This is a genomic window from Thermomonas sp. XSG (genome assembly GCF_014678725.1).
Classification (GTDB): Bacteria; Pseudomonadota; Gammaproteobacteria; order Xanthomonadales; family Xanthomonadaceae; genus Thermomonas.
In genome coordinates this window covers 1642100-1660760 of sequence record NZ_CP061497.1, presented here as the reverse complement: position 1 = coordinate 1660760, position 18661 = coordinate 1642100, and the positions used below count along the sequence as shown (strand labels likewise).

Annotated in this window: 18 protein-coding genes; 6 read left to right on the top strand and 12 right to left on the bottom strand. The window is 70.9% G+C overall.

The window, feature by feature from the left end; all coding sequences use genetic code 11:
- Positions 1-30: 30 nt before the first annotated feature.
- On the top strand, positions 31-462 hold the full coding sequence (locus tag ICG51_RS07740) for a YqaA family protein (protein ID WP_190279830.1): 432 nt from the start codon (positions 31-33) through the stop codon (positions 460-462).
- 222 nt (positions 463-684) lie between these two features.
- Positions 685-1056, top strand: coding sequence for a hypothetical protein (locus ICG51_RS07735; protein WP_190279829.1), 372 nt, complete (start codon positions 685-687; stop codon positions 1054-1056).
- A gap of 144 nt (positions 1057-1200) precedes the next feature.
- Here ICG51_RS07735 and ICG51_RS07730 read toward each other — a convergent pair whose 3' ends face one another.
- Positions 1201-1815, bottom strand: a complete 615-nt coding sequence (locus ICG51_RS07730) for an exonuclease domain-containing protein (RefSeq protein WP_190279828.1) — start codon at positions 1813-1815, stop codon at positions 1201-1203.
- Position 1816: 1 nt separating this feature from the next.
- Positions 1817-3634 (bottom strand): putative nucleotidyltransferase substrate binding domain-containing protein, encoded by a 1818-nt coding sequence (locus ICG51_RS07725; RefSeq protein ID WP_190279827.1) that lies wholly within the window; start codon positions 3632-3634, stop codon positions 1817-1819.
- 154 nt (positions 3635-3788) lie between these two features.
- On the opposite strand from ICG51_RS07725, the gene ICG51_RS07720 reads away from it, so the two are divergent.
- A complete protein-coding gene (locus ICG51_RS07720; RefSeq protein ID WP_190279826.1) occupies positions 3789-5906 on the top strand; it encodes a M13 family metallopeptidase in 2118 nt (705 codons plus the stop codon).
- Between the two features lie 140 nt (positions 5907-6046).
- Here the strand turns inward: ICG51_RS07720 and ICG51_RS07715 are convergent, their stop codons facing one another.
- From ICG51_RS07715 to ICG51_RS07705, 3 genes are all read right to left on the bottom strand, one after another.
- Positions 6047-6259, bottom strand: a complete 213-nt coding sequence (locus ICG51_RS07715) for a cold-shock protein (protein ID WP_028840395.1) — start codon at positions 6257-6259, stop codon at positions 6047-6049.
- A 228-nt stretch (positions 6260-6487) separates the two neighbouring features.
- Positions 6488-6799, bottom strand: coding sequence for a hypothetical protein (locus ICG51_RS07710; RefSeq protein WP_190279825.1), 312 nt, complete (start codon positions 6797-6799; stop codon positions 6488-6490).
- Positions 6800-6854: 55 nt separating this feature from the next.
- Positions 6855-8057 carry a fatty acid desaturase gene (locus ICG51_RS07705; RefSeq protein WP_190279824.1) on the bottom strand — a complete coding sequence of 401 codons (1203 nt, stop codon included), beginning with the start codon at positions 8055-8057 and terminating at the stop codon, positions 6855-6857.
- Between the two features lie 94 nt (positions 8058-8151).
- Here ICG51_RS07705 and mutM point away from each other — a divergent pair, with 94 nt between their 5' ends.
- The 3 genes from mutM to ICG51_RS07690 are packed head-to-tail and all read left to right on the top strand — an operon-like array spanning position 8152 to position 12468.
- Positions 8152-8979 carry a bifunctional DNA-formamidopyrimidine glycosylase/DNA-(apurinic or apyrimidinic site) lyase gene (gene mutM / locus ICG51_RS07700; protein ID WP_190279823.1) on the top strand — a complete coding sequence of 276 codons (828 nt, stop codon included), beginning with the start codon at positions 8152-8154 and terminating at the stop codon, positions 8977-8979.
- A 50-nt stretch (positions 8980-9029) separates the two neighbouring features.
- The gene (locus ICG51_RS07695) at positions 9030-9608 is read left to right on the top strand and encodes an ECF-type sigma factor (protein WP_190279822.1); all 579 of its coding nucleotides are present in this window, start codon (positions 9030-9032) and stop codon (positions 9606-9608) included.
- A gap of 31 nt (positions 9609-9639) precedes the next feature.
- Complete coding sequence (locus ICG51_RS07690; RefSeq protein ID WP_190279821.1) at positions 9640-12468, top strand: serine/threonine-protein kinase; 2829 nt, start codon at positions 9640-9642, stop codon at positions 12466-12468.
- 21 nt (positions 12469-12489) lie between these two features.
- Here ICG51_RS07690 and ICG51_RS07685 read toward each other — a convergent pair whose 3' ends face one another.
- From ICG51_RS07685 to ICG51_RS07655, 7 genes are all read right to left on the bottom strand, one after another.
- Positions 12490-13101 (bottom strand): YbhB/YbcL family Raf kinase inhibitor-like protein, encoded by a 612-nt coding sequence (locus tag ICG51_RS07685; protein WP_190279820.1) that lies wholly within the window; start codon positions 13099-13101, stop codon positions 12490-12492.
- Positions 13102-13174: 73 nt separating this feature from the next.
- On the bottom strand, positions 13175-14170 hold the full coding sequence (locus ICG51_RS07680; RefSeq protein ID WP_190282409.1) for an alpha/beta fold hydrolase: 996 nt from the start codon (positions 14168-14170) through the stop codon (positions 13175-13177).
- A gap of 15 nt (positions 14171-14185) precedes the next feature.
- A complete protein-coding gene (locus ICG51_RS07675; RefSeq protein ID WP_190279819.1) occupies positions 14186-14923 on the bottom strand; it encodes a lysophospholipid acyltransferase family protein in 738 nt (245 codons plus the stop codon).
- A 94-nt stretch (positions 14924-15017) separates the two neighbouring features.
- Entirely contained in the window at positions 15018-15461 is a 444-nt protein-coding gene (locus ICG51_RS07670) for a hotdog fold thioesterase (RefSeq protein ID WP_190279818.1), read from the bottom strand.
- A 5-nt stretch (positions 15462-15466) separates the two neighbouring features.
- The gene (locus ICG51_RS07665; RefSeq protein ID WP_190279817.1) at positions 15467-16075 is read right to left on the bottom strand and encodes a YkvA family protein; all 609 of its coding nucleotides are present in this window, start codon (positions 16073-16075) and stop codon (positions 15467-15469) included.
- Between the two features lie 95 nt (positions 16076-16170).
- On the bottom strand, positions 16171-18141 hold the full coding sequence (locus ICG51_RS07660; RefSeq protein ID WP_190279816.1) for a phospholipase D family protein: 1971 nt from the start codon (positions 18139-18141) through the stop codon (positions 16171-16173).
- Between the two features lie 27 nt (positions 18142-18168).
- The gene (locus ICG51_RS07655) at positions 18169-18642 is read right to left on the bottom strand and encodes a histidine phosphatase family protein (RefSeq protein WP_190279815.1); all 474 of its coding nucleotides are present in this window, start codon (positions 18640-18642) and stop codon (positions 18169-18171) included.
- Positions 18643-18661 lie beyond the last annotated feature (19 nt).

Genomic DNA, 18661 nt, shown 5'->3' with positions numbered 1-18661 from the left:
GCCATGCGTTACGCAGTCGCGGGTTGATCGATGCCTGACATCGGCGTCTATGCCGCGTTGTTCGCAGTCGCCTTCGGCGCCGCGACGATCCTGCCCCTGCAGTCCGAAGCGATGCTCACCGGCTTGCTGCTGGCGGACTATTCGCCGGTGTGGCTTATCACGATTGTCAGTGTGGGCAATGTGCTCGGCTCGACGGTGAACTGGACCATCGGTCGGCAGCTGGAGCGGTTCAAGGATCGGCGCTGGTTTCCGGTCAACGACGCGCAGATCGATCGTGCGCAGCGCTGGTACCAGCGTCATGGGAAATGGTCGCTGCTGCTCAGTTGGGTTCCAGTGGTGGGAGATCCGCTGACGGTCGTTGCCGGTGTAATGCGCGAACCGCTGCCTATCTTTCTTGTGCTGGTGACGGTCGCCAAGGCGGGACGCTACCTGGTCTTGGCAGCGGTGTTTCTGGGTGCCTGAGCTGAGGCGTTTGCGCCCAGATCGCGTGCCACATACCTCCACCCGCGGCCGGCCGAGTGACCGTCCGCTTAGGGTCGGGAGCCGACCAGTTCGTGGAAGTCACCAATCCGGGCACAAGCACCCGGAATCCCGCCGTTCAGGTCGCGAGTGGTCGTCTTCGCGCGCCATTGACATCGCAGTCATATCCTCAGCTCGCCGATAGGCATCAACCCGGAGAGTGTTATGACGATCAAACTCGCAATTGTGGCCGTGGCGCTGGGTCTCAGCCTGACCGCGTGCAACCGCGACCAGGCCGCCGATTCGGCCAACGAAGCCCAGGCCTCCGCTACGGAAGCCCAGGAAGCTGCGAACAACGCGGCCGCCACCGGCGATACCGCAGCCGCGGCGACCGCGCAGGCGGCGGCGGATGCAGCGGCGGCTTCGGCTGACGCAGCGGCCACCGCCGCGGGCAATGTCGCGGGCAGCGACATGACCCGTCGCGAAGACATGGCCGACGCTGCCGAGAAGGCGGCAGACGCCGCCGAGCAGGCACAGGATGCCGCGGAAGAAGCCAACGCTTCGGCGGACGGCAAGAACAACACCGACGGCAAGTAATCCCCGTAAGGGGTACCAGGCAGCGCCGCTGGGTACTCGTCGTGCCAGCGCGCGCTGCCTGGATTTTTCGCATCACCGGATTGATGGCTGCACGTGTCGCGGCCGCACGCCGCGATGGGCCAGCAGCTGTCCTGCAACCCGTTGCTAATCGCCCGGCCACCCGCGTTCCTGCAACGCCAGCCAGCACAACCCCACTGTGGTTGCATCCCCCAGCGCACTGTGGCGCTCCACCATCGGCACGCCCAGGGTGTTGGCGATGTGGGCGAAGTCCAGGTTCAGCGGGGCGTTGGGGCGCTGGCGGCGCTGGTGCCGAGCGACTTCATCGCCGAGATCCACCACCGGATTGGGCAGCTCGAAGCCGGTAAGCGCGCGCACGTGCGGGCGCAGCATGTCGAGGTCGAAGCCCAGGTAGTAGCCCAGCAGGCGGCGGCTGCCCAGCCAGTGCAGGAACTCGCGCACCACCTCCGTCACCTGTTCGCCTTCGCTGGCTTCATCCGGGGTGATGCGGTGGTGGCGGATGGATTCGATGCCGAAGGCGCGCGCGGTGTGAACGCGGCGTTCGAAACGCTCCGACAGGCACACCCGGCCATCGCGTACGGGCACCGCGGCCAGGCTGAGGATGTGGTCGCGGGCGGGGTCCAGGCCGGTGGTTTCCAGGTCCAGGCTGACCCATTCGCCGGCCGGCGGCGGTTGCCACAGCGCGGCCCATTCGCCGCCGGCATGGCGCCTGCGCAACCACCAGCGGGGCAGCGGCACCATCTCAGTCGCCCAGGTGGAAGGCGATGCGCAGGTGCTGCTGGAACGCCTTGACCACGCGCAGCGCGTCGCGCAGCAGCTCGCGGTCCAGCCGGCGCAGCGTTTCGGGGTGCAGGTGGTTGCCCGGCGTTTCGCCGGCGTCCAGCGCGGCCAACTGCGCGTCCAGCCGCATCCGCTGCAGCACCGACAGGGTCTGGGCGAGGTCGCGCCCCAGCGGTGCGTCCAGCGCGCCGGCCTGCACCAGTGCCTCGCAGCGGGCGAAGCTGTTGCGCTGGCCGATGCCGTGCTGCAGCGCCAGGCAGCGCAGCCCGTGCACGATCGGGAAGATCCCGCCGCGCTTGATATCCAGCCCGCGCTCGTCCTGCCGCAGCTGGCCGAAGAACGACAGCGGGTTGTCGAACTGCAGCGTCGCGCGCGCCATCGCGTGCAGCAGGCGCTCGTCGCCGCCCAGTGCCTGCAGCTGCGCGTCCAGCGGCGCGAACAGCGCGGCGTCCCCGGCCACCGGTCGCGCATCCAGGGTGATCGACAGCGCCATCGCCGCCTGCGCGTCGTAGTTCGACCGCCAGCCCTGCAGGCGCGCACGCCATTGCGCCGCACGCATGCGCCAGTGCGGGTTGGACACCATCACCCCGCCGGGACAGGGGGGGTAGCCGATCTCGCCCAGCGCCCGGCTGAAGCCGGCCATCGCCGCCTCCAGCGCCGTGTCGTCGCAGCCGTCGGCCACTACCAGCGCATTGTCCTGGTCGGTGCGCAGCAATTGCTCGCGGCGGCCCTCGCTGCCCAGCACCAGCAGGCAGGTCTGGCGCTGCAGCGCCGGCGGCAGCAGCAGTTCGTACAGGCGCGCCATGATCCGGCTGTTGAGCGCACTGACCAGCTCCATCAGCGCCGGCATGCGTACGCCCTGCGCGTGCAGGGTGCGCACCAGCCGGTGGATGCCGCGCGCGGCTTCGGCGACTTCCCCGACGCTGCGCGCGCGCGCCAGCCGCAGGGTGATGAGGTGGGATTGGCTGGCGTAGTGCGCCAGCACTTCGGCCATGCCCAGCGTGCCGACGATGGCCTCGCCTTCGCGCACCGCGACCCGTTCGATGCGGCTTTCGGCCATCGTGGTCAGCGCCTGGAACAGCACGTCGGTGGTCTGCTGCGCCACCAGCGGCCGGCTGGCCAGCGGCCCCACCGGCGCATCCAGCGGCGCGCGCGCGCGGGTCAGCGCATCCAGCAGGTCGGTGCGGGTGACCACGCCGGGCTCGGGATGCTCGGGGTCGTCCACCAGCAGGCAGTCCACCCGCTCCTCGCGCAGCCGCGCGCTGGCATCCGCGATACTCATTGTTGCCGGCACCCGCACCGCCGGCGCCAGTTCCGCGGCACCGACCGGGGTGACCATCAGTTCGGCCAGCTCGGAGTCGCGGCCGCGCCGCGCCAGCTGGCCCTTCACCGCCAGCCCCTCCTGGAACCACGCGGCGAACGCGGGATAGTCGGCCAGCAGCTGGCGGAACACCGGCGCCGGGATCAGGTAGCTGACCACGTCGGTGTCGGCGCGGTAGCTGTGGCGCGCGCGCCCGGCCATCACCGCCCAGGCCCCGAACAGATCGCCGCTGCCGTAACCGGCGAAGCGCTGCTCGTGGCCGGCGGCGTCCAGGTCGAAGGCCTGCACCCGCCCCTTGAGGATCACCACCACCCGTTCGGACGGCGTGCCGCCGCTGATGATGGTCTCGCCGCGCGGGTGGAAGCCCATGTCCACCCTGGCGGCCAGGCGCTGGCGGCCGGCCTCGTCCAGCAGGTCGAACGGCGGCTGGCTCAGGTCCAGCCCGGGCAGGCTCTCCATGCTCGCGCCTCCTCGCGCGGCGGCATCGGTCGGGATCATGGCAGCGCCGCGCGGGCGCCACAACGCGACCTTCGGCGCAGCCGGCTGACTTCCTGCACATGCCCGCCGCGCCGATCGGCGCAGGATAGGCGGGCATTTCCACCGAGGCCTGCCCATGCACACCCGTTCCTTCCGTCGCGCGCCGCTGGCGCTGGCCCTGCTGTGCGCCTTCGCCGGTGCCGCCCTGACCGCCTGCAAACCGGCCGGCGACGACGCCCCGAAGGCCGCCGCGCCCGCCGCCAGCGCGCCGGCCGCCACCGGCGTGGGCATCGACCTGGCCGGCATCGACAAGGCGGTGGCGCCGGGCGACGACTTCTACGCCTATGCCAACGGCAACTGGCAGAAGACCACCGAGATCCCCGCCGACCGGGCCAGCACCGGCGTGTTCTACAGCGTGTTCGAGAAGGCCGAGAAGCGCCTGGCCGACCTGGTGCAGTCGCTGCGCAAGCAGAACCCGGCCACCGGCACCGACGCGCGGCGGATCGCCGACTACTACGCCGCCTGGATGGACGAGGCCGGCATCGAGGCGCGCGGCCTGGCGCCGTTGCAGCCGACGCTGGACAAGGTCGACGCGATTGCCGACGGCAAGGCGCTTTCCGCCTATCTGGGCGCCGGCCTGCGTGCCGACGTCGATCCGATCAACGCCACCAACTACTACACCGAGCACCTGTTCGGCCTGTTCGTGGCCGCCGGGCTGGATGCGCCGGACAGGAACACCGGCTACCTGCTGCAGGGCGGCCTGGGCATGCCGGACCGCGAGTACTACCTGTCCGCCGACAAGGACATGGCCGCCAACCGCGCCGCCTACCAGACCTACATCGCCGCGCTGCTCAAGCAGGCCGGCACCGCCGACGCCGACAGGAAGGCGAAGGCGGTGTTCGACCTCGAGATGCAGATCGCCAACGCGCAGGCCAGCGTGGTGGACACGCAGGACATCCACAAGGCCAACAACCCGTGGCCGCTGGCCGAGTTCGGCACGCGCGCGCCGGGCATCGACTGGCCGGCGTTCTTCGACGCCGCGCAGCTGTCCGGGCAGTCCACGCTGGTGGCATGGCAGCCCGACGCGATCAGGAAGCTGTCGGCGCTGGTGGCCAGTGCGCCGCTGCAGACCTGGAAGGACTACCTGCGCTTCCACGCCCTCAACCGCAGCGCCACCCTGCTGCCCAAGGCCTATGCCGAACTGCGCTTCGACTTCTACGGCACCCAGCTGTCCGGCACCACCGCGCAGCGCGACCGCTGGAAGCGCGCGCTGGCCGCCACCGACGGCGCGCTGGGCGACGCCATCGGCCAGCTGTACGTGAAGCAGTACTTCCCGACCAGCTCCAAGGCGCGGGTGGAGGCGATGGTGTCGAACATCCTGGCCGCGTTCCGCGACGGCGTGGACCAGCTGGCGTGGATGAGCCCGGAAACCAAGCGCCTGGCCAAGCAGAAGGCCGAGACGATGAAGGTCGGCGTGGGCTATCCGGACCGCTGGCGCGACTACGCCGCGCTGGAAGTGAAGGCCGACGACGCGCTGGGCAATGCGCAGCGCGCCGAACTGGCCGAATACCGCCACCAGCTGGCCAAGCTGGGCAAGGCACCGGACCGCGGCGAGTGGTGGATGACCCCGCAGACCGTCAACGCGGTGAACCTGCCGCTGCAGAATGCGATGAACTTCCCGGCCGCGATCCTGGAGGCGCCGTTCTTCGACGCCAATGCCGACGATGCCGCCAACTACGGCGCCATCGGCGCAGTGATCGGCCACGAGATCAGCCACGGCTTCGACAACCTGGGCGCCGAGTTCGACGCGCAGGGCAGGCTGCACAACTGGTGGACGCCGGAGGACGCCGCCCATTTCAAGGCCGCGGCCGAACGGCTGGTCAAGCAGTACGACGCCTACGAGGCGCTACCGGGGCTGCACATCAACGGCCGGCAGACGCTGGGCGAGAACATCGCCGACGTGTCCGGCCTGCAGGCGGCCTACAAGGCCTACCACAAGTCGCTGGACGGCAAGCCGGCGCCGGTCATCGACGGACTGAGCGGCGACGAGCGCTTCTTCCTCGCCTTCGCCCAGGCCTGGCGCAGCAAGGCGCGTGACGCGGCGCTGCGCTCGCAGGTGGTGGGCAACGAGCACGCCCCCGGCCAGTGGCGCGCGCTGACGGTGCGCAACATCGACGCCTGGTACGACACCTTCAAGGTGGCCGAGGGCCAGAAGCTGTACCTGAAGCCGGAGGAGCGGGTGAAGATCTGGTAACTGCAGGAACCGGCGCAGCTCCACGGCGCCTTGCAACAGAAACGCCGGCAATGCCGGCGTTTTTGTTGGCCCCCCATGGGCTCGCGCGCATAAAAAACCCGGCGCAAGGCCGGGTTTTTCGAATCACGCGTGGGCGTGGCTCAGAGCGGGCGAACCTGCTCGGCCTGCATGCCCTTCTGGCCCTTCACGGCCACGTAGGAGACCTTCTGGCCTTCCTGCAGGGACTTGAAGCCCGAGGATTCAATCGAACGGAAATGGACGAACAGGTCGTCGCCGCCGCCGTCCTGGGTGATGAAGCCAAAGCCCTTGGCGTCGTTGAACCACTTCACGGTACCGGTTTCGGTCTGGGACATGTCAATGCTCCTTGTAACGGATGGAATGCCGCGGATGCGGCGGAAACGCTGGCTGCAAGGAGATTGAGAAACGGGTGTAACGATGCAGGTAACTGCAACATTCAGGCCACGATTCAAGGTGACCCTTGTCATTCAGCAAAGCCACGGTAGGCGCATTCGATCTGAAAAGCAATCCTGGAAGCGGCAACGGTTCAGGCTGACCCTGGCCGTACTGTCCGCGCTGCCGGCTCAGCGCGGCGGCGCGGACAGCTCGCGGGCATCGAGGAATCCGTCGCGATTGGCGTCCTGCCGATGGAAGCGGGCGGCCAGCAGGGCGCGGTGGGCCTCGCGCGTGATCGCCTCGCCGCGGCCGCCGGGCTGCTCGGCGGCGGACAGCACGCCGTCGCCATTCCGGTCCATCTGCGCGAACGCATAGCCCATCCAGTCCTGGTATTCCGGCAGGGCGACGCGGCCGTCGCCATCCCGGTCCATCCGCGCCAGGTAGTCATCCGCCCGCTGCACCTGCGCCGGCAGCGCCATCGGCGCCGCCAACAGCAGCATGGCGACGGCGCCAGCGGGATCTATCCGCCGGCGCGCGCCTGCCGCCGGCGCGATGTCAGGCCTGCACCAGCGCATAGCCGCGCAGGCGCACCGCGTAGTCCTGCAGCGCACGCACGCCGCTGGCCTCGGCCTCGGCGCACCAGGCCTGCAGCTGGCGCAGGCGCTCGGCGGCATCGTGGCCGCGGCTTTCCAGCACGTCGGCCAGACGCTTGCGATGTTCGATCAGCGCCTGGATGCGCGGGCGCGCATCGATCCACGCCTGCAGCTGCGCACGCGCCTCGGGATTCAGCCAGCGGCCGTCGTCCACCATGCCCTTGCGCAGCTGGCGCGGCAGCAGCGCGCGCAGCCTGGCGCCCGCGGCGGCGGCCTCTTCCTTCAGCGCCGGCTTCAGCACGTTGCGCTGGTAGTCGGTCATCGCCTGGAAGCGGTGCGCCAGCAGCGCCCGCAGCGTTTCCGCGTCGGGCATGGCGATGTTCGGGCGCAGGTTCAGCGACGGCGCGACCCGCAGCACCTTGGCCAGGCGCAGCTTTTCCAGCAGCTTGATCGCGGCCCAGCCGATGTCGAACTCGAAGCGGCGCAGCGCGAACTTGGCCGAGGACGGGAACGCATGGTGGTTGTTGTGCAGCTCCTCGCCGCCGATCCACACCGCCCACGGGGTGAGGTTGGTGGCGGTGTCGGTGGTCTCGAAGTTGCGGTAGCCCCACCAGTGGCCCAGCCCGTTGATCACGCCGGCGGCCCAGAACGGGATCCACGCCATCTGGATGGCCCACACGGCCACGCCCTTGGCGCCGAACAGCACGAAGCTCACGGCCAGCAGCAGCACCACGCCGGCATTGGAAAAGCGGGTGTAGAGATTGCGCTCGATCCAGTCGTCCGGGCAGCCCTTGCCGTACTGCTCGATGTCGGCGCGCGCCAGCCGCGCTTCGCGGTACATGTCCGCGCCCTTCCACAGCACGTTGCCGATGCCCTTGTGCATGGGGCTGTGCGGATCCTCCGCGGTCTCGCACTTGGCGTGGTGCTTGCGGTGGATCGCCGCCCATTCCCTGGTGATCATCGAGGTGGTCAGCCACGACCAGAAGCGGAAGAAGTGCGCGATCAGCGGGTGGAAATCCACGCCGCGGTGCGCCTGGCTGCGGTGCAGGTACAGGGTGACGGTGAAGATCGTGATCTGGGTCACGACCAGCAGGTACAGCAGCATCTGCCACCAGCCGAACTGGAGCAGGCCACCAGCGAGGAAATCGAGCAGGGACGCGGACATCGGTGACTCTTGGGAGAAAAGGGCGCGCGGATTCACGCCGGGCAATGATGCCACGGCATGGCTGTACGCCGCCCCGCCGCGGCATCATGGGCGCATGCCCGAACTGCCCGAAGTCGAGACCACCCGCCGCGGCCTGCTGCCGCACGTCGAGGGCCAGCGCGTCGCCCACGTCCGGCTGCGCCGCCCCGACCTGCGCTGGCCGATCCCGCGCGAGGTGGAGGAACTGCTCCCGGAGCAGCGCATCGACGCCATCCGCCGGCGCGCCAAGTACCTGCTGCTGGACACCACGGCCGGCAGCGCGCTGCTGCACCTGGGCATGTCCGGCAGCCTGCGGGTGCTGCCCGAGGACACGCCGGTGCGCGCCCACGACCACGTGGACATCGCGCTGGTCGGTGAAGATGGAAAGCCCGGGCGCGTGCTGCGCTTCAACGACCCGCGCCGGTTCGGCTGCCTGCTCTGGCAGGCGCCGGGCGAAATCCATCCGCTGCTGGCGGGGCTGGGGCCGGAACCACTGTCTGAGGCGTTCGACGGCAACTACCTGTTCGAACTCAGCCGCGGCCGCAAGGTGCCGGTGAAGACCTTCCTGATGGACCAGTCGGTGGTGGTGGGCGTGGGCAACATCTACGCCGCCGAGGCGCTGTTCACCGCCGGCATCTCGCCGCTGCGCGCCGCCGGCAAGGTCTCGCGCGAGCGCTATGCGGCGCTGGCGGAAGCGGTGAAGGCGATCCTGGCCCACGCGATCGCCCGCGGCGGCACCACCCTGCGCGACTTCATCAGCCCGGACGGCGCACCCGGCTACTTCGAGCAGGAGCTGCTGGCCTACGGCCGTGGCGGGCAGCCCTGCCCGCGCTGCGGGCGCGCGCTGAAGCAGGCCAGCATCGGCCAGCGGGCGACGGTCTGGTGCGGCCACTGCCAGAAGTGAGCCGCCATTCGCTATAGTCCCGGCGTCCCCCGACGCCCTTGCCGACCCGAATGACCGCTCCCGGCGACATCACCGTGCTGCTGGACGCCGCCCGCGATGGCGATCGTTCCGCGCTGGACCGCGTGCTCTCCACCCTGTACCAGGAGCTGCACGGCATGGCGCGCCGGCAGCTGGCCGGGCAGCAGTACGGCCATACGCTGGACGCCACCGCGCTGGTGCACGAGGCTTACCTCAAGCTGGTCGGGCGCGGCAGCGGCAACGCGCAGTTCGATGACCGCGCGCACTTCTTCGCCTATGCAGCCTCGGCGATGCGCTCGGTGATCGTCGACTACGCGCGACAGCGGCTGGCGCAGAAGCGCGGCGGCGACCTGCACCGGGTCACCGAGCTGCCGGAAAACCTGGAGGGCGGGCTCAGCCTCGACGAAGACATGCTGGGCCTGGACACCGCGCTGAACCGGCTGTCGTCGGTCGATCCACGGCTGACCCAGGTGGTGGAACTGCGCTATTTCGCCGGCCTGTCCGAGCTGGAAATCGCCGCCCTGCTGCAACGCTCCGAGCGCAGCGTGCGCCGCGACTGGCAGAAGGCGCGGATGTTCCTGCTGGCCTCGCTGCAGGAACCATCCGGCTGACCGCAGGGTCGCCGGATGCGGGGGGAGCCGCATGGACATCGAGCGCTGGCAACGCCTGTCTCCGCTGCTTGACGCACTGCTCGAGCTGCCCGCGGACCAGCGCGAGGAGCACCTGCGCACGCTGCGCGACGAGGACCCGGCGCTGGCGGCGGAGCTGGAGCGGCTGTTGACCCTGGATGCGGGCGACGCCAGCTTCCTCGATACACCCGCCATGGCCCTGCCCAGCGGCGTCATGGCGGGGGCGCGGCTGGGCCCTTACCGGCTGGAGCGGTTGCTGGGCGAAGGCGGCATGGGCCAGGTCTGGCTGGCGGAGCGCGCCGACGGCATGTACGAGCGCAAGGTCGCGCTCAAGCTGCTGCGGCCGGGCCTGGCCAACCCGCAGCTGCGCCAGCGCTTCGATCGCGAACGCGAGATCCTGGCGCGCTTCGCGCACCCGCACATCGCCCGCCTGCTGGACGCCGGCATCGACCACAACGGCCAGCCCTACCTCGCGCTGGAGTATGTCGAAGGCGAACCGATCACCAGCTACTGCCAGTCGCGCCAGCTCGACATCGCCGCGCGGTTGGACCTGTTCCGCCAGGTCTGCGAGGCGGTCAGCCACGCCCATGCCAACCTGATCGTCCACCGCGACCTGAAGCCATCGAACATCCTGGTGACCCCGGCCGGGCACGTGCGCCTGCTCGACTTCGGCATCGCCAAGCTGCTGGACGTCGAGCCGCCGCCGGTGGACCAGACCCGCACGGGAGTGCGCGCCTTCACCCTGCACTACGCCGCGCCGGAGCAGATCCGCGGCGAGCCGGTCACCACCATGACCGACGTGTATTCGCTCGGCGTGGTGCTGTACGAACTGCTGACCGGCAGCAAGCCTTACCGGCTCAAGCGGCAGACGGATGCGGAATGGGAGGAGGCCATCCTCGATGGCGTCCCGCAGAAGCCCTCGCAGGCGGCGCTGCGCGCCGAACCCGAGGCCAGCCGCCCGTACTCGCCGGCGCGGCTGGCGCGCGAGCTTGCCGGCGACCTCGACAACATCGCGCTGAAGGCGCTGGCCAAGTGCCCCACCCGCCGCTACGTCTCCGCGGAAGCACTGTCGCATGACCTGCTGTGCTACCTGCGCGGCCGGCCGGTGCTGGCGCGCGGCGAGAGCTTCGGCTACCGGACGCGCAAGTACCTGCAGCGCCACCGCTGGGCGATCGGCAGCGCGATGGCGATCCTGGCGGTGCTGAGCGCGGCGCTGGGCGTGGTCGGCTGGCAGGCCCAGCGTGCCCTGCGCGAGGCCGCGCGCGCGCAGGCGATGCAGCGCTTCGTCACCGAGCTGTTCCAGGACGCCGGCAGCTCCTCCAATACCCCGATCGACCTGCGCAGCCTGCTGGACATGGGCATCCTGCGCGGCGAGCGCAGCCTGGCCCGGCAACCGGAGGCGCGCGCAGAGCTGTATGGCGCGGTGGCGCAGCTGCGCCTAGGCCTGGGCGACTACCGCGAGGCGCGCGAACTGCTGGCGCGCCAGTCACGGCTGCTGCCGTTGCTGCCGGATGCACCGGCCAGCCTGCGGCTGGAGTCCGCCACCCTGAACGGCAATGTGTTCCAGCAGCTGGGCGAGCCGCGCACCTGCACCGCGCGGATGCAGCCGCTGGAAACCATGGCCCAGCAGGAAGAACCGCGACTGCCGCTGCAGTCCGCCGCGTTCTATGCCCAGCTCGGCCGCTGCCGGCGCGAGCTGGGCGACTTCGACGCCGCGCGCCGCCTGCACGCGCGCGCGCTGGAGCTGCGCCGGCGCGAGAAGGACGAGGCCGGGATGGCCGAAACCCGCCTCGACATGGCCAACCTGGAGTCGGCGATGGGCCAGCCGGCCGATGCCATCCGCACGCTCGTGGACGGCCTGGCGCAGCTGCGCCGGACATTGGGCGGGCACCACCCACAGGCCATCAACATGCTGCGCGCGCTGTGCTCGCTGGAGCGCGCCACCGACACCCTGGAAGCCGCCAGCCGCGACTGCCACGCCTCCCTGCAGCTGGCCCAGGAACTGCACGGCAACAACCACCGTGCCACCGTCGATGCCAACCGCCAGCTGGCCGCGCTGTACGTGGACATGGGCCGCTTCCGGGATGCCGAAGCGATCTTCACCGAAACCACCGCATGGATGGGCGCGCGCCTGGACCCGCACCATCCGGACATGGCACGCGCCTACAACAGCATGGCGGTGGTGGCCTGGGAGCGCGGCGACCTCGAGCGCGCGGTGGCCTACCAGCAGCAGGCAGTGGAGGCCTGGCGCAAGTCCGGCAATGCCGGGCTGATCGCCGCCGGCGTGTTCAACCTGGCGATGATCCTGCACGACGCCGGGCGCGACCGCGAAGCGTTGCCGCTGGCACGCGAAGCGGCGGCGTTGCGCGCCCGGCAGTACGGCGCCAGCCACGCTCTGGTGGGCGACGACGAGCGCCTGCATGGCGAAATCCTGGCCGTGCTGGACCAGCGGGTGGCCGCGCGGGCCGTTTTGGAAAAGGCGGTGCGGCTGACCCGCGCAGGCTTCGGCCCGCGCCACTCGCATACCCGCCGCGCCGAGATCTCGCTGGCGCGGCTGCAGGCGCAGCAGGGAGATGGACTGGCGCTGGCGCGGCTGATCGCGCTGGGCGATACCCGCAGCAGCGACCTCGAGCAGCGCAAGGCGGCCTGGCTGGCACGCGCCTACGCCGCGGACCTGCAGTGCCGTGCGCGGCCGCGGGTGGCGCGGATGGCGCTGGACGCGGTGCTGGCCGACATGCGCGCGTTGCTCCCGGAAGGCGGTGCGATCCCGCGCGAAGTGCAGCGGCTGCGCGCTGGCTGCGGCAGCGGCCGACCGGCCGGCGCGACCATCGCCAGGCGTTGAGCGCCGCAGCGCCTGCGGGCGTCAGCCCGGCTGCAGGCTGTAGGTCCCGTACAGCGCCGCCTCGGCCAGCACGTGTCCCTGCATGGCGCGCAGCGCATCGCCGGCCGTGAAGCCGGCGGCGAGGCCCAGGCTGGGCACGTCGAGCGCGAACACACGGAAGAAGTAGCGGTGCGTGCGCAGGTCGTGCGCGGGCGGATAGGGTCCGTCGTAGCCGAAGTAGCGCCCGCCCATGCCGGCATCGCCGGCGAACCAGCCGGTGTAGTCGTTCAGCCCGCGCACGCCGTCGGCGTCGCGACCGGCCGGCTTGCCCTTCGCGGTGAATCCGTCGCTGCAGCTGCCGGCGGCGATCTCGCGGACATCCGCGGGGATGTCCGCCACCGCCCAATGCACGAAGTCGCCGCGCGGATGCGCCACCGGGATCGGGTTGGCGGTGTCGGCCACCAGCGCGCCATCGGTGGGGGCATCGGTGTCGATGCACAGCAGCACGAACGAGCGGGTGCCGGCGGGCGCGTCGTCCCAGGCCAGGTGCGGATTGCGGTTGCCGCCGAAGCCGTCCTTGCAGTCGCGCGCGCCCAGCGCGAATTCGGCCGGGATCGGCTGGCGGTGCTGGAAACTGTCGCTGTGGATGCGCATGCGGATGCCTCGCTGGAAACGTTGCGCCGATTCTAGGACGGCGGCGGCGCCAGCGCCGCGCGGGTGCCCCGGCCTAGGTCCCCGCACCCACCGCGGCCGCCAGCTTCGCCGCCACCCAGCGCTCGGCGTAACCGTCCAGCGTCATCGCCTCGATGAAGCCGCAGTGGCCGCCATGCGGCGCCAGCTCCAGGGTCACGTTGGGATAGCCGGCGATGCGGTGGAACTCGTCGGCCGGGATTACCGGGTCGTCCTCGGCCATCAGCACGTCGACCGGCACCGGCAGCGCCTGCAGGCGGTCGCTGGCAACGGAATAACCGTCGAAATAGGCGTCCAGGTGCGGGAAGCCGGTGTTGTGCGCCACCATCCACGCGGTCAGCGCGCGCATGGGCAGGCGCAGCACGTCATCGCCGAAGGCATGCGCCTGCGGGAACAGCGCGCGCTTGCGCGCCAGCGACTGCCGCCACTTGTGCTCGAAATGGCGCATGTAGAACGCCGGCCCCGCCTCCATCGCATCCATGGTCCGCGCCGGGTCCAGCAGCGGGCAGACGGCCGCCACCCGGCGCAGCGGCAGGCCGGCCGCGGGCGCGTGCAGGCCCAGCCGCAGCGCGAAGTTGCCGCCCAGCGAATAGCCCGCGGCGACCAGCGGCAGCGTTGGCCAGCGCCCGGACACGGCGCGCGCCGCACCGATCACCTCATCCAAGCGATTGGAGTGGAACAGGCCCTCGTTGAGATGGTGGCTGTCGCCATGGTCACGGAAATCCAGCCGGAACACCGCGAAGCCGTCGCGCAGCAGGCGCGCCGCGGTCAGCTGCATGTAGCTGGAATCGGCGCTGCCTTCCCAGCCGTGCAGCAGCAGCGCTAGCGCGCGTGGCGCCCTGTCTTCGGGCAGGCTGGCGACGCCCTGCAGGCGCACGCCGCCGCCGACATCGAGGACCAGCGGGTCGTGGCGCGCCGGCACCTCGCGCAGGCGCCTGCGCGCCCGCGCGGCCCGCAGCGGGCTGGCGGCGACCACCGACTGCAGGTGCGGGTTGCGCAGCCACGCCGGCGGGTTGAAGGCGGAAGGCAGCAGCGGCATGCGCCTCCCTCAGGCCCCGGACATCGCCTGCAGCACGCGCTCGCGCGCTACCCGGGCGATGCCGCGGCGCCCTTCGTGTTCGCCCGGCAGGATCGGCTGCATGAAGCACACCCGCACCGGCCGCGGCGGTTCGCCGAGCAGGCGCACCAGGTTGCCGATGAAATGCTCGCGCGGGGCGAACGCGACGATCGGCTGCGCCTCGCAATGCACGCCGTAGCACAGCGCCACCGGCTGCACCGGTGCATTGGCGTCCACCGCGGCGGTGAAGATGCGGGCGTGGAAGGCACCGAGCTCGCGACCGTCGCGGGTGCCGCCTTCGGGGAACGCCGCCACCGCGCGGCCATCGCGCAGGCGCTGCGCCATCTCGGCCATCACCAGCCCCAGCGAGTCGCCGTTGCCGCGCTGCAGGAAGATGGTCTCGGCGTGGGTGGTGACCCACCCCACCACCGGCCAGCGGCGGATCTCCGACTTGGCGATGAAGCCCATCATGTGCTGCGAGTGCAGCGCCATGATGTCGACCCAGCTGACGTGGTTGGCGACGAACAAGGTGCCACCCGGCAGCGGCGTGCCGACGCGCTGCACCCGCATCCCGAACACCCGCAGCAGCCCGCCCGCCCACCAGCGCACGATGCCGTGCGACAGCGGCCCGCCGTTGCCGATGGCGATCAGCAGCAGGGTCAGCGGCAGGTGGATCAGGACGTGCCAGGCGAACAGCGGCAGGCGATACAGATAACGGAACGCGCGCATGGGCGACGGTGGGGGCGCCGGGAAGAGAGGCGGCAAGTGTAAGGGGGAAGCGGCAAGGCCCGCGCCCGCGTCCAGCGCAGCTGCGCCGGTGCCGTCAGGCGGAAGCGGGGGGCTGTGGCAGCACTGCCAGGGTGATCCGGCTGATGCAGACCGGCCTGCCGGCCTCGTCCTCGATCTCGATCTCCCACACCTGGGTACTGCGACCGATGTGGAGGGGCCGGGTGGTGCCGGTGACGGTGCCTTCGCGCACCGCGCGCAGGTGGTTGGCGTTGATCTCCAGTCCCACCACCGCGTTGCCGCCGGCCAGCAGCGCGCCGGCGCTGCTGCCCAGGGTTTCCGCCAGCGCCACCGAAGCGCCGCCATGCAGCAGGCCGTAGGGCTGGTGGGTGCGCGCGTCCACCGGCATGGTGGCGCGCAGGTAGCCTTCGCCGAGTTCGGTGAAGACGATGCCGAGCGCCTCCATCAGCGTCCCGGCGGAGCGCGCGTTCAGCGCCGCGAGGGTGGTGCCCTCCGGCCAGGTGAAATCGCGCGCGGCCATCCGGCTCAGCGCACCTTGAACGCGCCGGGGCGCCAGGTGCGGATGTAGGAAGCACGTCCATAGCCGCTGCTGCGGCCGTAGCCGACGCCGAAATCGCGCTCGCGGCGGGCGTGCATGCGGTCCACCAGTTCCTCGCGGCGGCTGTCCAACCAGTCGGTGCGGCCCAGCGTGGCCGGATCGACGCCGAGGCGGGCGGCTTCGCGGGCGCGGTAGTCGCAGAAGTCGTCGTAGGCGTCCAGCTCGTGCGCCAGTTCGCGCACCGACAGCTCGATCATCACCGCGTCGTCGAGGAAGCCCAGTACCTGCACAGCGTCCGGGATGATGTCGTTCGGGTCGGCGAAATAGGCCAGTGCCGACAGCACGCGCTGGCGGTCGGCCTCGGGCATCGCCCAGGCCTCGTCGCGCACCATCGCGATCATGTCGTCCAGGCGCAGCAGGCGCTCGCGGATGAAATCCGGCAGCTGGGTCTTCTGCGCATCGTCCAGCAGCGCGACCGCGGCAGCCACGATCTCCTCGGCGCTCTTGCCTTCGACCGCCTTGCGGGAATGTTCCGCTGCCGCCTGGAAATGGGCCAGATCGTGGTCGTTGAGCTCGAAGTTCAGGGTGATCGACATGTGGGCCCCGGAAGGCAATGAAAATGAGTTTGGCAGACTAGGACGCGCGCGCTGGCGCGTCAATCGCCATCCGTCACGCCCTCCGGCGCCTCCCCTCACAGGATCGGCGACAGCCCCGAACCGAACGCGGTGAACGTGCGCACGCCCAGCCATTTCAGGCCGATGTCGACCTCCGGGAAGTCGCCCACCGGCTGGTTGCAGCGGCGGAACTCCGGCGCGAACGGCGACGGCGGCGCCACCGTGGGCGGGCAGCCCGGCCCCGGCACGTAGTCGTAGCTGGTGGCGTACTTGTAAGGCCACAGGTCGAACACCGGCATCCGCTCGGACAACTTCGACAGGTTGTATTCGATCCCGGAGAAGATCGGCGCGTCGTCGCGTCGGCCGATGGTCCACGCATTGGCCGGGGCCATGTCGCGACGGATGCTGGCGGCCAGCACCGCGGCGAAGCCGGGGTCGGCGATCACCACCGCGCTCTCGGTATTCAGGCTGTCGCCGCGCGGGTCGAAGTTGTGGGTGCCCACCACGCCGACCCGGCCGTCGATCACCAGCGACTTGGCATGCATGCCCATGCGCAGGCCGGCGCGCTTGAGCCGCACCGGCAGACCGCCGGAGGAGGCGAACGGCGACGGCCGCCCGGCCTCGCTGGCCGGCTCGCTGCGCAGGCCGCGCTCGGCCAGCTGGCGTTCGCGCAGGCTGCCGGCACCGGCGCGCGCGGACGCGGCCGGCGGCTCGGCTTCCTGGAGGCCGGCGCCGGTGGCGCCCAGTTCGAACGGCGCGTCCGCCGGGAACGGCTTGAACTCGTGGATCTCGAAGCCGAAATCGCGCAGGTAGCGGCGCTTGTACTTGTAGGACAGGGCGTAGGCGATGAAGGCGTCAGTGGAGGCCAGGCTGTTGGTGGACACCAGCACGCGCGGCGGCTGCGGCCGCTGCTGCAGTTCGCGGAACAGCGCCTGCGCCGGCTTCGACAACACCAGGTAGGGCGTCTGCAGCAGGATTTCGCGGTCGGCGCCGGCGATCAGACCGCGCAGGCCGTGGCTGGTATCCGGTGAGGGGTTGCCTGCAACCGCGGTGGCATCGACAAGTTCCGCGGCTGTGTCCCGGCCATGCTTGGCGGGCAGGTCGGCAAGGAACTTTACCCCCTGCACCGGCAACGCCGGCGCGACGAAGCGTGTGCGCAGCACCGCATCGTCGGCCACCTCGGCCAGCAGCGCACGCACCCGCGCCGGGTTGTGGAACACGTGGTGCGGCGCCGGCGGCGGGCCGTGCTCCCGCAGGTAGCGGGCCACGTCGCCCAGCTGCTCCGCCGGCACGCTGCGCCCCGACACCCAGAACGCCTCGAAATTCGCCGCCATGTCGGCCACCGCCGGCCCGGCCAACAGCAGGTCGCGGTCGCGGAAATTGAACTCGCCGCCCCAGTCGTAATAGTCGTCCTGGTAGTTGCGACCGCCGACGATGCCCACCGCATCGTCCACCACCAGCAGCTTGTTGTGCATGCGCCGGTTGAGCTGGCGCCAGCAGCAGGCCGCGGCCACCGCGTACATCGGCAGCGACAGCCGCGCGCGGTCCAGCACCGGGTTGTAGACGCGTAACTCCAGGTTGGCGTGCAGGGACGACAGCGCCGCCAGCGTTTCCACCTTGCGCAGCGCCGCCAGCTGGTCGACCAGGATGCGGACCTTGACGCCGCGGAACGCCGCCGCCTGCAGCTCGTCCAGCACCAGCTGGGCGGAATCGTCCTCGTCGAAGATATAGGTCTGCAGGCCGATGCTGCGCCGGGCGGCGCGGATCAGGTGGATCCGCGCCAGCAGCGCGTCGGGGGCATCGTCCAGGATCAGCGCACGGTGGCGCGGCGCCGCCGGGGTGGACGCGGCCAGGGTGTCCCGCGCCATCGCCATCAGCGGCGAGGGCAGCGCGCAGGCATCGGCACGCATGCAGTCCACCTGCGTGCTGCGTGCGCTGACCGCCACTTCGGCGGCGGCGCTGCGCTGCTGCGGCGACAGCGTGGCGCAGCCGCCCAGCAGCAGGGCCAGCAGCCCCGCCAGCACGCGGCCGGGGCGAGGGTGTCTCATCGGCTCATCCTTCGGCGTCGGCGCGCCTCACGGCCACCAGAAGCGCGACAGCCGTGCCACGCCGGGCTCGATCGCCGCCTCCACCGGGAATTCCAGCACCGCAACCCCTGCCGGCGGCATGCCGCGGTAGTCGCCGGACTGGCCGCTGTGCAGCAGCGCAGCCAACTGTTCCAGACCGGGGTTGTGGCCGATCAGCAGCAGCCGACGCGCGTCGCGGTGGGCATCGGCCAGTGCAATCAGGGTGCCCGGGCTGGCTTCGTAGATCGCTGCCTCCTCGCGCACGTCGGTGCAGCCCAGCTCCCCCAGCGCAGCCAGGGTCTGGCGAGTGCGCGCGGCGTTGGAGCACAGCACCCGATCCGGCAGCAGGGCGTGCTCGCGCAGCCAGTCGCCGGCGGCCCGGGCCTCGGCCAGACCGGTGGCCGACAACGGCCGCAGCAGGTCGTCCTGGCCGGAAGCGGGCGCATCGGCGTGGGCATGGCGGAGCAGGATCAGTTCACGCATCGGATAAGTCCCTTCGCGG

Excerpts from the sequence above, each read along its gene's own strand:
- ICG51_RS07740 (WP_190279830.1), top strand. The coding sequence starts at position 31 with ATGCCTGACATCGGCGTCTATGCCGCGTTGTTCGCAGTCGCCTTCGGC.
- ICG51_RS07735 (WP_190279829.1), top strand. The coding sequence starts at position 685 with ATGACGATCAAACTCGCAATTGTGGCCGTGGCGCTGGGTCTCAGCCTG.
- ICG51_RS07730 (WP_190279828.1), bottom strand. The coding sequence starts at position 1,815 with ATGGTGCCGCTGCCCCGCTGGTGGTTGCGCAGGCGCCATGCCGGCGGC.
- ICG51_RS07725 (WP_190279827.1), bottom strand. The coding sequence starts at position 3,634 with ATGGAGAGCCTGCCCGGGCTGGACCTGAGCCAGCCGCCGTTCGACCTG.
- ICG51_RS07720 (WP_190279826.1), top strand. The coding sequence starts at position 3,789 with ATGCACACCCGTTCCTTCCGTCGCGCGCCGCTGGCGCTGGCCCTGCTG.
- ICG51_RS07715 (WP_028840395.1), bottom strand. The coding sequence starts at position 6,259 with ATGTCCCAGACCGAAACCGGTACCGTGAAGTGGTTCAACGACGCCAAG.
- ICG51_RS07710 (WP_190279825.1), bottom strand. The coding sequence starts at position 6,799 with ATGCTGCTGTTGGCGGCGCCGATGGCGCTGCCGGCGCAGGTGCAGCGG.
- ICG51_RS07705 (WP_190279824.1), bottom strand. The coding sequence starts at position 8,057 with ATGTCCGCGTCCCTGCTCGATTTCCTCGCTGGTGGCCTGCTCCAGTTC.
- mutM (WP_190279823.1), top strand. The coding sequence starts at position 8,152 with ATGCCCGAACTGCCCGAAGTCGAGACCACCCGCCGCGGCCTGCTGCCG.
- ICG51_RS07695 (WP_190279822.1), top strand. The coding sequence starts at position 9,030 with ATGACCGCTCCCGGCGACATCACCGTGCTGCTGGACGCCGCCCGCGAT.
- ICG51_RS07690 (WP_190279821.1), top strand. The coding sequence starts at position 9,640 with ATGGACATCGAGCGCTGGCAACGCCTGTCTCCGCTGCTTGACGCACTG.
- ICG51_RS07685 (WP_190279820.1), bottom strand. The coding sequence starts at position 13,101 with ATGCGCATCCACAGCGACAGTTTCCAGCACCGCCAGCCGATCCCGGCC.
- ICG51_RS07675 (WP_190279819.1), bottom strand. The coding sequence starts at position 14,923 with ATGCGCGCGTTCCGTTATCTGTATCGCCTGCCGCTGTTCGCCTGGCAC.
- ICG51_RS07670 (WP_190279818.1), bottom strand. The coding sequence starts at position 15,461 with ATGGCCGCGCGCGATTTCACCTGGCCGGAGGGCACCACCCTCGCGGCG.
- ICG51_RS07665 (WP_190279817.1), bottom strand. The coding sequence starts at position 16,075 with ATGTCGATCACCCTGAACTTCGAGCTCAACGACCACGATCTGGCCCAT.
- ICG51_RS07660 (WP_190279816.1), bottom strand. The coding sequence starts at position 18,141 with ATGAGACACCCTCGCCCCGGCCGCGTGCTGGCGGGGCTGCTGGCCCTG.
- ICG51_RS07655 (WP_190279815.1), bottom strand. The coding sequence starts at position 18,642 with ATGCGTGAACTGATCCTGCTCCGCCATGCCCACGCCGATGCGCCCGCT.